This is a genomic window from Alphaproteobacteria bacterium, from assembly GCA_015231795.1.
Taxonomy (GTDB): Bacteria; Pseudomonadota; Alphaproteobacteria; order Rhodospirillales; family WMHbin7; genus WMHbin7.
The window spans coordinates 48,527-62,028 of the sequence record JADGAX010000005.1 but is presented as its reverse complement, the minus strand read 5'-3'; the positions used below and the strand labels follow the sequence as shown (position 1 = coordinate 62,028).

Annotated in this window: 12 protein-coding genes and 2 tRNA genes; 5 read left to right on the top strand and 9 right to left on the bottom strand. The window is 61.6% G+C overall.

Translation table 11 applies throughout. The features are described 5' to 3' along the window. Positions 1-4: 4 nt before the first annotated feature. Positions 5-1,093 carry a chorismate synthase gene (aroC, locus tag HQL44_11665; protein ID MBF0269237.1) on the bottom strand — a complete coding sequence of 363 codons (1,089 nt, stop codon included), beginning with the start codon at positions 1,091-1,093 and terminating at the stop codon, positions 5-7. A 1-nt stretch (position 1,094) separates the two neighbouring features. After that, positions 1,095-1,919, bottom strand: a complete 825-nt coding sequence (fabI, locus tag HQL44_11660; GenBank protein MBF0269236.1) for an enoyl-ACP reductase FabI — start codon at positions 1,917-1,919, stop codon at positions 1,095-1,097. Positions 1,920-2,148: 229 nt separating this feature from the next. Between fabI and ptsN the strand changes: the two genes are divergently transcribed. After that, positions 2,149-2,613: a PTS IIA-like nitrogen regulatory protein PtsN gene (gene ptsN, locus HQL44_11655; GenBank protein ID MBF0269235.1), complete on the top strand. Its 465-nt coding sequence runs from the start codon at positions 2,149-2,151 to the stop codon at positions 2,611-2,613. 14 nt (positions 2,614-2,627) lie between these two features. Here the strand turns inward: ptsN and HQL44_11650 are convergent, their stop codons facing one another. Beyond that, positions 2,628-5,819: an efflux RND transporter permease subunit gene (locus HQL44_11650; protein MBF0269234.1), complete on the bottom strand. Its 3,192-nt coding sequence runs from the start codon at positions 5,817-5,819 to the stop codon at positions 2,628-2,630. Then, entirely contained in the window at positions 5,816-6,781 is a 966-nt protein-coding gene (locus HQL44_11645; GenBank protein MBF0269233.1) for an efflux RND transporter periplasmic adaptor subunit, read from the bottom strand. The genes HQL44_11650 and HQL44_11645 overlap by 4 nt, the downstream gene beginning before the upstream one ends. Before the next feature lie 99 nt (positions 6,782-6,880). On the opposite strand from HQL44_11645, the gene HQL44_11640 reads away from it, so the two are divergent. Beyond that, a complete protein-coding gene (locus tag HQL44_11640; GenBank protein ID MBF0269232.1) occupies positions 6,881-7,084 on the top strand; it encodes a DUF2892 domain-containing protein in 204 nt (67 codons plus the stop codon). Between the two features lie 10 nt (positions 7,085-7,094). Here HQL44_11640 and HQL44_11635 read toward each other — a convergent pair whose 3' ends face one another. Further along, positions 7,095-8,000, bottom strand: coding sequence for a cation diffusion facilitator family transporter (locus HQL44_11635; protein ID MBF0269231.1), 906 nt, complete (start codon positions 7,998-8,000; stop codon positions 7,095-7,097). Next, on the bottom strand, positions 7,997-8,581 hold the full coding sequence (pdxH, locus tag HQL44_11630; protein ID MBF0269230.1) for a pyridoxamine 5'-phosphate oxidase: 585 nt from the start codon (positions 8,579-8,581) through the stop codon (positions 7,997-7,999). Before pdxH ends, HQL44_11635 begins: the two co-directional genes overlap by 4 nt. Before the next feature lie 154 nt (positions 8,582-8,735). Here pdxH and HQL44_11625 point away from each other — a divergent pair, with 154 nt between their 5' ends. The 3 genes from HQL44_11625 to HQL44_11615 all read left to right on the top strand — a co-directional run bounded on the left by HQL44_11625 (position 8,736) and on the right by HQL44_11615 (position 9,808). Next, positions 8,736-9,221: a glycine zipper 2TM domain-containing protein gene (locus HQL44_11625; protein ID MBF0269229.1), complete on the top strand. Its 486-nt coding sequence runs from the start codon at positions 8,736-8,738 to the stop codon at positions 9,219-9,221. 428 nt (positions 9,222-9,649) lie between these two features. Then, positions 9,650-9,724, top strand: a tRNA-Val gene (locus HQL44_11620). Between the two features lie 9 nt (positions 9,725-9,733). Continuing rightward, positions 9,734-9,808: transfer RNA gene (locus HQL44_11615), tRNA-Thr, on the top strand. Positions 9,809-9,841: 33 nt separating this feature from the next. On the opposite strand, the gene HQL44_11610 is transcribed toward HQL44_11615, so the two are convergent. The 3 genes from HQL44_11610 to HQL44_11600 form a co-directional block, all read right to left on the bottom strand. After that, on the bottom strand, positions 9,842-10,681 hold the full coding sequence (locus HQL44_11610; GenBank protein MBF0269228.1) for a hypothetical protein: 840 nt from the start codon (positions 10,679-10,681) through the stop codon (positions 9,842-9,844). A gap of 7 nt (positions 10,682-10,688) precedes the next feature. Next, positions 10,689-11,498 (bottom strand): universal stress protein, encoded by an 810-nt coding sequence (locus HQL44_11605; protein ID MBF0269227.1) that lies wholly within the window; start codon positions 11,496-11,498, stop codon positions 10,689-10,691. A 100-nt stretch (positions 11,499-11,598) separates the two neighbouring features. Beyond that, positions 11,599-13,434: a YgiQ family radical SAM protein gene (locus HQL44_11600; GenBank protein MBF0269226.1), complete on the bottom strand. Its 1,836-nt coding sequence runs from the start codon at positions 13,432-13,434 to the stop codon at positions 11,599-11,601. Between the last annotated feature and the right edge of the window lie 68 nt (positions 13,435-13,502).

Below are 13,502 nucleotides of genomic sequence, written 5' to 3'. Positions count from 1 at the left end.
TCTTCTAGATTTTTCCGCACTGGCCGCGCTGGCGCAGCAGATGATCGGCCAGCACCAGGGCCAGCATGGCTTCGGCCACCGGAACCGCCCGAATGCCCACGCAAGGATCGTGGCGGCCTTTGGTGACGATATCGACCTCGTTGCCGTGGATGTCGATGCTCTTCCTAGGAGTTAGGATGGAACTGGTCGGCTTCAAGGCCAAGCGCACCACAACCGGCTGGCCGCTCGAAATGCCGCCCAGAATGCCGCCCGCGTGATTGGAAAGAAAGACGGGCTTGCCTTTCTTCATGCGCATCTCGTCGGCGTTTTCCTCGCCGGTCAAAAGGGCCGAGGCGAAGCCCTCGCCGATCTCGACGCCCTTGACAGCATTAATGCCCATCATCGCCTTGGCGATGTCGGCGTCCAGCTTGTCATAAACCGGCATGCCCAACCCCGCAGGCACATTTTGCGCCTCGACCTCCACCACAGCGCCGATGCTGGAGCCTTGCTTGCGGATTTTCGCCAGGTCTTCGTCCCACAGGGGAACCGTTTTGGCGTCGGGGCAGAAGAAGACGTTGTTGGAAACTTCCTTCCAATCGAAGCGCGATCTTTCGATAGAGCGGGCGCCGATCTGCACCAAAGCGCCGCGCACGACCACGCCCTTGGGAACGATGGCGTTCAGAACCAGCCTTGCGATGGCGCCGCCCGCCACCCGCACCGCCGTTTCGCGGGCCGAGGCCCGCCCGCCTCCCCTGGGATCGCGGATGCCGTATTTGCGCCAATAGCTATAGTCGGCGTGGCCAGGGCGAAATTGTTCGGCGATGGCGCCGTAATCCTTCGAACGCTGGTCGGTATTGTCGATCAGGAAGGCGATGGGGGTGCCGGTGGTTTTGCCTTCGTAAACGCCCGACAGCAGGCGCACGCGGTCGGCTTCCTGGCGTTGGGTCACATGTTTGGAGCCGCCGGGCTTTCTGGCGTCGAGAAAGGGCTGGATGTCGGCTTCGGTTAGCGAAATGCCGGGCGGGCAACCATCGACGACTCCGCCGATGGCCGGGCCGTGGCTTTCGCCGAAGCTGGTCAGACGGAACAAATCGCCGGTGGAGTTGCCCGACATCTCAGCCCTTCTTGAAGGTCTGCAGAAGTTCGGCCGTTCCGGCGGCCGATTCGACCGCCACCATGCCCACCGTGTGATAGCCGGAATCGACATGCACCACTTCGCCGGTGACGCCCGATCCCAGACCGGACAGCAGATACAACGCCGAATTGCCGACATCCTCGATGGTGACGTTGCGCTTCAATGGCGCGTTCAATTCGTTCCAGCGCAGCAGGAAACGGAAATCGCCGATGCCGGAAGCGGCCAGCGTCTTGATGGGGCCAGCCGAGATGGCGTTGACGCGGATGGCGTCGCTGCCCAGATCGGCGGCCAGATAGCGCACGCTGGCTTCCAGCGCCGCCTTGGCCACGCCCATCACATTGTAATGCGGCATCACCTGCTCGGCGCCGTAGTAAGACAAGGTGAGCATGCTGCCCCCATTCTTCATCAAGGCCGCCGCTCGTTTCGCAACCGCGGTAAATGAAAAGCACGAGACGTTCATGGTCAGGGCGAAATTCTCGTAGGTGGTGTCGAGATATTTGCCGCGAAGCTGTTCCTTGTCGGAATAGGCGATGGCGTGGACGACGAAATCCAGCCCGCCCCAGCGCTCCTGCAGGTCGTCGAACACTTTGTCGAGACTGTCGAAATCCGTGACGTCGCAGGGCAACAGAACCGGCACGCCCAATTGTTCGGCCAAGGGGCGCACGCGCTTTTCAAGCGCCTCGCCCTGATAGGTGAACGCCAGCTCGGCGCCCTGGCGGGCCACCGCTTGCGCGATCCCCCAAGCGATCGAGCGGTCGTTGGCGACACCCATGATCAGGCCGCGCTTCCCAGCCATTAAACCCAAGCCTTCGGACATGAAACCCCCGGACGGTGACGAACTTACGGCGCATATCCTAGCCAAATGTTGCGGTGCAGGCAAAGCCCGATCCCCATGCCTGGAGGCTTGTGGATAAAAAAATCAGGGTTTCCCCTACCCCTTGACACACCGGGCGGGGCGGCATAAGGTCCGGCGCTTCGCAGGGCTTGGCTAAGGCCGGGCCGGATTTTGGGGTGCATCCTAACTTTAGGATCTCATGGAGATCAGCGACATTCTCGAGCCAAAAGGCGTTGTGGCGAACCTGCGTGCGACCAGCAAAAAGCAGGCTTTGCAGGAACTTGCCCATCTGGCGGCCGAACTGACCGGCTTGCATGAACGGGTCATCTTCAACGTGTTGCTTGAACGCGAGCGCCTGGGGACCACGGGCGTGGGCAACGGCATCGCCATTCCGCACGGCAAGCTGCCCCAGCTGGAAAAGCTGGTTGGGCTGTTCGCTAGGTTGGAAAAGCCGATCGCCTATGAATCGATCGACGAGCAGCCGGTGGACCTGATCTTCCTTCTGCTGGCTCCCGAACAGGCCGGTGCCGAACATTTGAAGGCATTGGCCCGCATCTCGCGCCTGCTGCGCGACAAGCCGACTTGCGAAAAGCTGCGCGGCACTGACAAGTCGGACGCGCTCTACGCCCTGCTCATCGAAAATCCCGCCAGCCAAGCGGCGTAGTTAGCTGCCAGCTATCAGCTTTTCCGATGCCACCAAATATACAGCGCCGGGATGGCCAGCAGGGTCAGCAGGGTCGATGAGGCCAAGCCAAAGACCATCGAAATCGCCAAGCCCTGAAAGATGGGGTCGGCCAGGATGAAGGCGCTGCCGATCATGGCGGCGGCGGCGGTCAGGACGATGGGCTTGACGCGGGTCGCCCCGGCATCCAACAGCGCGATTTCCAGATCAGCCCCTTCGCCCAGGCGATGGCGGATGAAATCGACCAGCAGGATCGAGTTGCGCACGATGATGCCCGCCAGCGCTATGAAGCCGATCATCGAGGTGGCGGTAAAGGGCGCTGCGAACAACGCATGGCCCAGCACGATGCCGATCAAGGTCAGCGGCACCGGGATCAGGATCACCAGGGGCAGGCGGAACGAGGCGAACTGGCCCACCACCAAAAGATAAATGCCCAGAATGGCGATGGCGAAGGCGGCTCCCATGTCGCGGAAGGTGACATAGGTGATTTCCCATTCGCCGTCCCACAGCAAGGTGGGCTTGCCCTCGTTCTTGGGCTGGCCGTGATAGGCGATCTCGGGCTTGCCGTCGGCTCCCCAATCGATGCTGTCCAGCACGTCTTCGACGGCGAACATGCCGTAAATGGGGGCTTCATAGCGGCCCGCCAGTTCCGCCGTCACCATTTCGGCGAAATGGCCGTCGCGACGAAACAGCGGATACGATCCCGGCTCCTTGGTCACCGTCACCACATCGCCCAATTCGACGACCTTGCCGTTGCGGGCGGGAAGCGGGGTGGCCAGCAAGCGCTCGTCGATGGACAGATGTTCCCTAGGCAGGCGGATGGATATCTCGACCGGATTGGCCCCGAAACCGCGCTGCGAATAGCCGACGCTGACGCCGCCCAGCAGGGCGCGCAGCGTGTCGTACAGCGCTTCTTCCTCGACGCCGTGATATTCCAGATTCTCCTGGTCGATCGAGATGCGCCAGCGTTCCGACGGGTTGCCATAGCTGGTATCGACGTCGGCCACGAAATCGACAGCCTTGAAGGCGCTGTAGACCTTTTCGGCAACCCGCCTTCTGGTTTCGGCGTCGGGTCCGTAGATTTCGGCCAGCAGGGTCGCAAGCACTGGTGGACCCGGCGGCACTTCCACCACCTTCATCACCGAGCCTGAGGGCAGCTCGATGTCCTTTAAGCGCTTTCTGATCTCCAGCGCGATCTCGTGGCTGGCCCGGGACCGTTCCGACTTGGGCAATAGGTTGATTTGCAGATCGCCCAGTTCGGGCGAAGCGCGCAAATAGGAATGGCGCACCAGACCGTTGAAGTTGAACGGTGACGCCGTTCCGGCATAGGCCTGGATCGAGACCAGTTCTGGCAGGTCCTTCAACTTGGCCGCCGCCAGTCCCAGCACGCGCTCGGTGGTTTCCAGCGTCGATCCTTCGCGAAGATCGAGCACCACCTGCACTTCGCTTTTATTGTCGAAGGGCAGCAGCTTCACAGTAACGGTCTTGGTGGCGAACAGCAGGCAAACGGCCAGCGTCGCCAGCGCCGTGTACAGAAGAAAGCGTTTCGACTTGCCGCGATCATTGACCAGCGGGGTCGCCCAGCGCCGATAGAAGGCCCCCAGCTTTCCCTCGTGATCATGCTGACCCGCCGCGGCTTCGGGCTTGTCCTTGCGGCTTAGGCGCACCAGCAGCCAGGGGGTGACGGTGACGGCGATGAAGAACGAGAACAGCATGGCCGCCGAAGCGTTGGCGGGAATGGGACTCATATAGGGTCCCATCAGGCCGGAAACGAACATCATGGGCAACAGGGCGGCCACGATGGTCAGCGTCGCCACGATGGTCGGGTTGCCTACTTCCGCCACGGCGCGAATGGCGCTGGCGACGGGATTCTTGCCCGGTTCCAGATGGCGGTGGCGCACGATGTTCTCCACCACCACGATGGCGTCGTCGACCAGAATGCCGATGGAAAAAATCAGCGCGAACAAGCTGACCCGGTTGATGGTGTAGCCCATGATCCAGGCGGCGAACAAGGTCAGCAGAATGGTGGTGGGCACCACCATCATCACCACCAGACCGGCCCGCATGCCCAGCGTGAAGGCGATCAGCACCACGATGGACACCGTGGCGATGCCCAGATGCAGCAGAAGTTCATCGGCCTTTTCCGAAGCGGTGTGGCCGTAATTGCGGGTGACGTGCACCTCGATGTCGGGCGGCAGCAACGGGCCTTTCAGCGTTTCAAGGCGCAGCAGAAGATTCTCGGCCACCTTCACGGCGTTAGCGCCTTTGCGCTTGGCCAAGGCCAGGCTGACGGCGGGCCTGGGCTTGTCGTCGCCTTTGCCCAGATGCCAAGTGCGATGTTTGGACGGTTCGGGTCCCACCACGACCTTGGCCACGTCTTTCACATAGACCGGGCGGCCATCCCTGGCCGTGATCAGCAACTGGCCGACATCCGGCACACCCATCAATGTCTGGCCGGTGGCGACGGGATAGCTTTTGTTGGCGGCTTGAACCTGGCCCACCAGAAACGAGCGGTTGGCGTGCGCCACCTTATCGACCAGCTGATTGAGCGTAACGCCCAGGCGCGACAGCGCCTCGGGATCGGGTTCGACGCGGATCTGATCCTTCCTGCCGCCCACCACATAGGTCAGCCCGACGTCCTCTTCCTTGATCATCTCGTGGCGCAATTCCTCGGCCACGCTAAGAAGCTCGTTGTCGTTCCAGCGCTCCTCGGCCCCGCTTTTGGGGGCCAGCGTCAGCACCAGCACGGCGACGTCGTTGATGCCGCGCCCGATGATCAATGGCTCGGGAATGCCGATGGGAATTTCGGCCATATGGGCGCGGATCTGTTCATGGATGCGCAAGGTGGCCACATCCTCGTCGGTGCCCACCTTGAATCTGGCCGTCACCAGCACGCGGTCGTCTTGGGTTTGCGAATAGACATGCTCGACCTCGTCGGTGCCCTTGACGATGTCTTCCAGCGGCTTGGTCACCAGTTCGGCGGCGTCCCCCGCCTTGTAGCCGTCCACCGTCACCAGGATATCGACCATCGGCACGCTGATCTGCGGCTCTTCCTCGCGGGCCAGCGAGGTCAGCGCCACCAGACCGGCGGCCAAGGCGGCCATCAGCAGCAGAGGTGTGAGCTTCGATTCGATGAAGACGCGGGCCAGATGGCCCGACAGGCCCAGGCCGGTCTCTTTTTGCGTCATGGCGTCACCAGAATGTCGCCGGATTTAAGGCCCGACAAAATCTCGACCGTGCCGTCTTGCATCGTTTGGCCGGGCTGAACCACCAATTCGGGTCCGTCCTTCAGCTTGGCATAGGTCAGGCCAAAGCGGCGGAACAGGAAATCGGCGGGCACCAGAAAGCCGTCGCGCACGCCAGTGGAAATGTAAACGCGCGCCCGCTCGCCCACGAAATAGCCGCTTAAGCCATCCACCTTGACATCGGCCACCACGCGGCCATTGTCGATTTGCGGATAGACGTGAACCACTTCGCCTTCGCGCAGGCTGTCGCCGTCCTTCTTGTCGCCGCGCTCGGCGACCCGTACCAGCGTGCCTACGCGCAGGAAGCGGGCATGGCGTTCCGGCAACAAGATGCGCAGCAGATAGTTTTCCAGCGCAATGGTAGCCACCGGCTCGCCCGGCATGACCACACTGCCGTTGGTGACGTTGACCTTCAGCACGCGCCCGTTGGCCGGAGCCAGCACCGCGCCCTCGTTCGAACGCTGCACCACCACGGCGCGCTCGGATTGCAGGGCGGACACCTGACGCTGGGCGATTTCGTATTGGGTGCGGTCGTGGTCGAGCCTGGCTTGCGACACGGCCCCGGTCGCCAGCAATTTCGTGGCGCGATCCATATCCAGCTTGGCCTTGTCGCGCTCGGCGGCGGCGCTGGCGATTCTGGCCTCGTGCGCCTGGGCTTCGATGCCCAGCTTGGCGTCGCCGATCAGGGCGATGCGCTCGCCCGCCTTGACCATGGCCCCCTCATCGACGACCAGTCCGCCGATGGTGCCGCCGATCCTGGCCCGGGCGGGGATCACGTCGGTGCTTTCCACGGTGGCGAAAACCGCCTTCATGTCGTCGATGGCGACCGTTTCCACCTTGTACTCAGCGGCCAGAGCGGGCAGGGCGAAGGCCGAAAACAAGACGATTGGCAGGATTTTGCGCATAATCTCACTCCCTCGGGCGCAGGATGCTTGACATCATATAGGGAAGATCATTATATTAGCAACAGCTAATACGCAATTCCCAGCAGGAGCTTTCCAACCATGTCCATCGACCGTGTCGTTTTCGCCTTCGCCGGAACCATGATTCTGCTCAGCTTGGCGCTGTCGCAGTTGCACAGCCCGATGTGGCTGTGGTTCACCGCCTTCGTGGGCGCCAACATGTTCCAGGCTGCCTTCACGGGTTTCTGCCCGCTGGCCACCATGCTGAAGAAGATGGGGCTGAAGCCGGGTTGTGCCTTTCAGTAAGGCGCTTGGTTTACTTGAACACCGGATGAGCCTCGGCGATACCCGCCGGGTCTTGATGGATGATCACTTCGGCGCTGGGGAAGGCGGCTTGCAGCTTGGCTTCCACGGCGTCGGCGATGGCGTGCGCCTCGAATAAAGGCAGGCGCCCGTCCATTTCCAGATGCAATTGAATGAAACTTTGCAGGCCGGATGAACGCGTGCGCAGATCATGCACATTGCGCACGCCGGGATGGGTTCTGGCGATCTGCTTGATCTTTTCGCGCTCGGCTTCGTCGAACTCGCGGTCCATCAAGTGATCCATCGAGCTTCTGGCGATGCCGTAGGCGTTCCAAAGCAGATAGGCCGCAATGGCGATGGCGAACAGCGGATCGGCAAGGGGGATATCGAACTGACTGGCCAGCAGCAGGGAAACGATCACCGACAGATTGATCAGCACGTCGCCGGTATAGTGAAGGCTGTCGGCATTGACGGCCAACGACTTGGTTTTGCGCACGACGAACTTCTGAAAACTGACCAGCCCCAGCGTCAACCCCATCGAGACCGCCATGACGATGATGCCGACCATGGGCCGTTCGACGGTCTGCGGATCGGCGAAACGTCCCGCCGCCTCGATGATCAGGAACAGGCCGGAACCGGCCACGAAGGCCGCCTGGGCTAGCCCGGCCAGCGGCTCCGCCTTGCCATGGCCGAAGCGGTGGTCGCGGTCGGCGGGTTGCAGGGCTTGGCGCACCGCCAGCAGATTGACCAGCGAGGCGCCGGCATCCAGGATGCTGTCGATCAGGGTGGAAAGCAGCGCCACCGAACCGGTGGCCAGCCAGGCCGCCATCTTGATAACGATCAGAATGCAGGCGGTAGCCATGGCCGCATAGGTGGCCAGTCGCATCAGTCTGCTTTCCGGGGGCGGGGCGGCGTTCATGGGTAAAGCGTTTCGATGTCCCAGCCATCGCCATGGCGGCGATACAAATCGCGCTCATGCAGGCGAAAGGGCTTGTCTTGCCAAAATTCGATGGTTTCAGGAACGATCCTGAAACCCGACCAGAAAGGCGGGCGGGGCACCGCCCCCAATCCGTACTGGGCGGCGAACTGCGCCACCCGCTTTTCCAGCGCGAAGCGGCTTTCCAGGGGCCGGGACTGCTGGCTGGCCCAGGCGCCGATCTGGCTGGCTCTGGCCCGAGACGAGAAATAGGCATCGGCCTCATGGTCTTCAACTGGCAGCACGGATCCTTCAACGCGCACTTGGCGCTTTAGGCTTTTCCAATGAAAACAAAGGGCTGCATGCGGGTTGGCGGCCAGTTGGCGCCCCTTTTGGCTTTCCAGATTGGTGTAGAAGACGAAACCTTGCGCATCGACGCCCTTCAAAAGCACCATGCGCACACTTGGTCTGCCCTCGGGCGAGCAGGTGGCCAGGGCGACGGCGTTGGGATCGTTGGGTTCGCTGGCTTCGGCTTCGGCCAGCCAAGCCGAGAAGCGTTCGAAAGGGGCGTTGAGGGGCTGCATATCCAGACCTGACGAAAAAACAAGATCCGGCCCTGTCTATGCCATATTTTCGCCGCCTTGTCCGTGTTTTATCATAGCCGAGGAGACAGCTTGATTTCCCCTCTTCTCCTGCCGACCTAGGGTCGGTGGGAATTCTCGAAAGGATGACAGAACCATGACCCGCATGCGTATCGCCGCGACGATCCTTCTGACCACCAGCCTGCTGGCGACGGCGGGCTGTGAATCAATGCAGAACAACCCCAAGCAGGCGGGCGGCGCCATTCTGGGCGGCGTTGCCGGCGGCGTGCTTGGCTCGCAGATCGGCGGCGGCATGGGCCGCACGGTCGCCATCATCGGCGGCACGGTGCTGGGCGGATTGTTGGGCAGCGAGATCGGCAAGTCGCTCGACAACGCCGACAAAGCATATATGAAGACCGCCGAGCAGAAGGCCTATACCGCGCCGGTGGGCCAAAGCATCGCTTGGAACAACCCCGATTCCGGCCATTACGGCAGCGTCGTGCCAACCCGTGAAGGGCGCGATACCGTGACCGGCGGCACTTGCCGCGAATTCAAATCGACGGTCAATGTCGATGGCAAGCAGGAAGCCGTGACCGGCACCGCCTGCCAGCAGTCCGACGGCACCTGGAAGGTCGTGAATTGAGTTTGCCCGGCAAGGGGAGAGATTGGAGCGCAGCGACTAGGCCCAAAGGGCCGCGCGCCCGTCCGCTTGGCGGACAGACAAAATGTCGGCCTGCATTGCAGGCGTGGCGCGAAAGCCTAGCTCACCGGAGGTGAGCGCCCGGCGCTTGAGGGCAATAAACACCCCCGGCGCCTGAGGGTCAAAACAATAACGTGCGGGAGAAGGATTAGGCCCCTCGGCTCCCGCACGTTTCCTGGGGCTTCTCGTTCGTCCCAGGCACAGAGGCCGCGATGCGCACGCTCCCCCCGCGCGTCGCGGCCAATCTGTTTATACCCCCTGAATCGAAAGGCGGAAAAGGCAGGATCGGCCTTGACAGGGCTTTCGGCCCGCCCTTATATGAGCGCCCGCCCCGCAGCACCCGCTACGGGGCATGGAAAATATGGACTTTCGGGCGCGTAGCTCAGCGGGAGAGCACTCCCTTCACACGGGAGGGGTCACAGGTTCAATCCCTGTCGCGCCCACCATTTTCCAAAGCCGAAGTAGCTCAGTGGTAGAGCAACTGATTCGTAATCAGTAGGTCGTCAGTTCAATCCTGACCTTCGGCACCATTATATCAATGGGTTAGCGTAAGAAGCCCGATATCACGTCAATTCGACATAAGCCATAAAGCTATAGTCGAATTCCGACGCATCGCTTGCCAGCATGTCCTTGATGGCCGGGGGCAGGGACTGGGGGGCGATCAAGGGCGGCTTGGTTTCATAAGCGCCTTGATACTCCTTGTCCCAGGTGGCGGAACGCGGGGCCAGCGCCACCGGGGGAAATTCGACATAGCTGCGGCAGTTTTGCCAGAACAGGTCCCGGTCTTCCTCGTTGGGCGGCACTAAAAGCTGCTGGCGCGGTCCCGCCACCTTAACAATGTCTTCGAACATGGCGCGCCGCTGGCGCTCGTCCTCGTTGCCCTGGAATTTCTCGCTCATCTGCATGCGCGGATGGCCGAATCCCGCCAGCATATGTTTCAGCGAATAGCAGTCGCCCTCGCCGCAGGGATGATTGTCGTCGAAGACGGCGCGCTTGAAGCCCGCCCAGCGCAGGTCCTTCAAGCGCTGATAAGCGTTCTGGTGGTCGTCGAAGAAGCACAGCGCGTCTTGCTTGGGCAGATCCCGCCACGAGCATTGGGCGAAGTCCTTCTGGATATAGGCGGCGCGTTCCGACTTGTAGAGCAGGCGGCTGAAATCGACGTCCAGGCAGAACAGCTGCGCCCCCGGACAAGTCTGTTCGATCAGCCAAGTGGAATGGCCCTGAAAGACGCCCGATTCGACGATCAGGCTGGGCTGCAACCGATCAAGGATGAACCACAGGGCGAAGGAATGATTATAACGCATGCCGCCCAGATTCCTGCGCAGGGGACGCTGGGCGTAAAGGCTGTGAAAGCGGCTGATCTCATGGTCGATATCGGCCTGGGCCAGCGCGCTTTCGATCATGGGGCGATCAGTGCGACATCAGCAGGGGAAGCGTCATGTGCTTCAGCAGATATTTCGTGCCCGCTCCCTTGCTGGCGAACCAGCGAGCATAGCCGCCGAAGGCGCCGATCACCATCATGTCGGCACCCCGGTCGGTGGCCCGGTTCAGCAGCATGTCCATGGTGCCGATGTCGATGGCGACCAGGATTTCCGGCTGCGCCGCGATGCCGTGACTTTCAAGATGCGTCTTCAGCATGGCGGTGGAGTGCTGAACGGCTTCATGCGAATCGGTGATCGTGACGGCGATGCTTTCCTTGGCGCCCCGAATCAGAGGCAGGGAATCGTTGAGCGCCCGGGCGGCGGCGGCCGAATCGTTCCAGGCGATCATGGGCTTTTCGAATTTGGGCGTGAAATGGCCGTAGGCGGGAATGAACAAAACCGGACGGCCCGAGGACAAGATGGTCTGCTCGGCCAAGTCGTCGGGCGTGAGGCTGTCTTTCTCTTCAGGCTGGCCCAGCACGACCAGATCGAAATGCCTGCCGACCTCGGTGAAATGGCGGATGATCTCGGCGTCGCTGCCGCGGTTGATGTCGATCCACTCGGACTTTTCCAAATCCTTGACGGCAGTTTCGAACTCCGCCTTGCTGTCGTTGGCGGCGGCGACATATTCCTCGGGCGGCCAAACCAGGACCATGCCGATGTGATGGGCGGCGGTTTTCTGGGCGAAGGCCCCGACCAAGCGCGCCTGATGCTTTTTTGCCAATTCAATGGCGAAGGCCAGCCGGTCCGCCGAGCGCGGGCCGCGATTCAAGTGAACCAGAATATTGCGGATCGACATTAAGGCTTCTCCATTCCGGGGGCGTCATCGTTGTTTGCGGCTTAATATAAATCCAAACCGCCAAGACAAGAAGGACGAATCGCGGCCCAGCAAACAAGTTTCACTTTCTTTTACAGTCCGTTAGACGTTGCTTTGGCAATGCGGCGGTCCCAAGCCCGCCCAATTGATGAAGCCCGTTTCCAATCAATTCCTTGCGGCCCATATTGATCAGGGCTTCCTTCAGCAAATGGGCGTTCTCGGGGTCGTGCCAGCGCAAAAAGGCCTTGTGAATGCGCCGCTGGCGTCCGCCCTTGGGAACGTAAACGGGCTTGAGATCGGGCGTCAGCGGGTTGAGGCCGGTATGATACATGGCGGTGGCCAGCGACATGGGCGAGGGCAGGAAGGTTTGCACCTGATCCAGCTTCAACCCATGGCGCTTCAACCACAGGGCCAGTTTCAGCATGTCCTGATCGGTGGTGCCGGGATGGGCGGCGATGAAATAGGGGATCAGGTAAAGCTGCTTGCCCGCCTTGCGGGCGGCGCTTAGGAAGCGGGCCTGGAATTTCTCGTAAACTGAAACGCCCGGTTTCATCATATGGGCCAGCGGCCCCGCTTCGGTATGTTCTGGGGCCACCTTCAGATAGCCGCCGACATGGTGCGCCGCCAACTCGTCGATATAGTCGGGACTTGCAAGCGCCAGGTCGTAGCGCAGGCCGGAAGCGATCAGCACTTTCTTGATGCCGGGACGATTGCGGGCTTGGCGGTATAGGCTTAATAACGGGCCGTGATCGGTGATCAGGTTCTTGCAGATGGTGGGATGAACGCAAGACAGGCGCTTGCAGATGGCCTGGATGCGCTCTTCCTTGCAGCCCAGGCGGTACATGTTGGCGGTGGGACCGCCCAGGTCCGAGATGACGCCGGTAAAGCCCTTCATGCGGGCTTGCATCTGTTCGATCTCGCGCAGCACCGAGCCTTCGGAACGGCTTTGCACGATGCGTCCTTCATGTTCGGTGATCGAGCAGAAGCTGCAGCCGCCAAAACAGCCGCGCAGAATGTTGATGGAAAAGCGGATCATCTCCCAGGCCGGAATGCGCGCATTCCCATAGCTGGGATGAGCCGCCCTGGCGTAGGGCAATTCGTAGATGCGGTCCAGTTCGGGCGTGGACAAGGGCCATGGCGGCGGATTGACCACCACCAGCCTGTCGCCATGCGGCTGAATCAGCGTTTTGGCATTGTGGGGGTTGCTCTCCTGATGCATCAGCCTTGAGGCCAGGGCGTAGCTTTTTGGAGCGGCGACCACCTCTTCATACGAGGGCAGGCGGACGCAGTCGTCGATCTTATCAAGATTGGAGACATAGACCGTGCCGCGGATGTCATGCATCTGCGCGGGCTGTTCGCCCGCCTGGGCGCGTCTGGCGATCTCGACGATGGCGCGCTCGGCATTGCCGTAGACCAGCAGGTCGGCCTTGGCGTCCAACAAGATCGAGCGGCGCACCTTCTCGGACCAGTAATCGAAATGAGCCAGACGCCTGAGCGATGCTTCGATGCCGCCCAGCACGATGGGAACGTCCCTGAAGGCTTCGCGGCAACGCTGGGCGTAGACATTGGCGGCGCGGTCGGGGCGCATGCCCGCCTTGCCGTCCGGCGTATAGGCGTCGTCCGAACGGATGCGCTTTTCCGACGTGTAGCGGTTGACCATGGAATCCATGTTGCCCGCCGTCACGCCGAAAAACAGGTTGGGCCTGCCCAGTTTCTTGAAATCCTCGGCACTGTTCCAATCGGGTTGCGCGATGACGCCGACCTTGAATCCCTCGGCCTCCAGCAAACGGCCGATCAGGGCGCATCCGAAACTGGGATGATCGACATAGGCGTCGCCGGTCACCAGGATGATGTCGGCGGTCTCCCAGCCGAGATGATCCATCTCGGCCTTGGTCATGGGCAGGAAAGGGGCGGTCATAGCGGGCACGCAAACAGTTTTAAGCACACCACGCCTCGCGTGCAAGGCACGCGCGCGAGCCTCCCGGC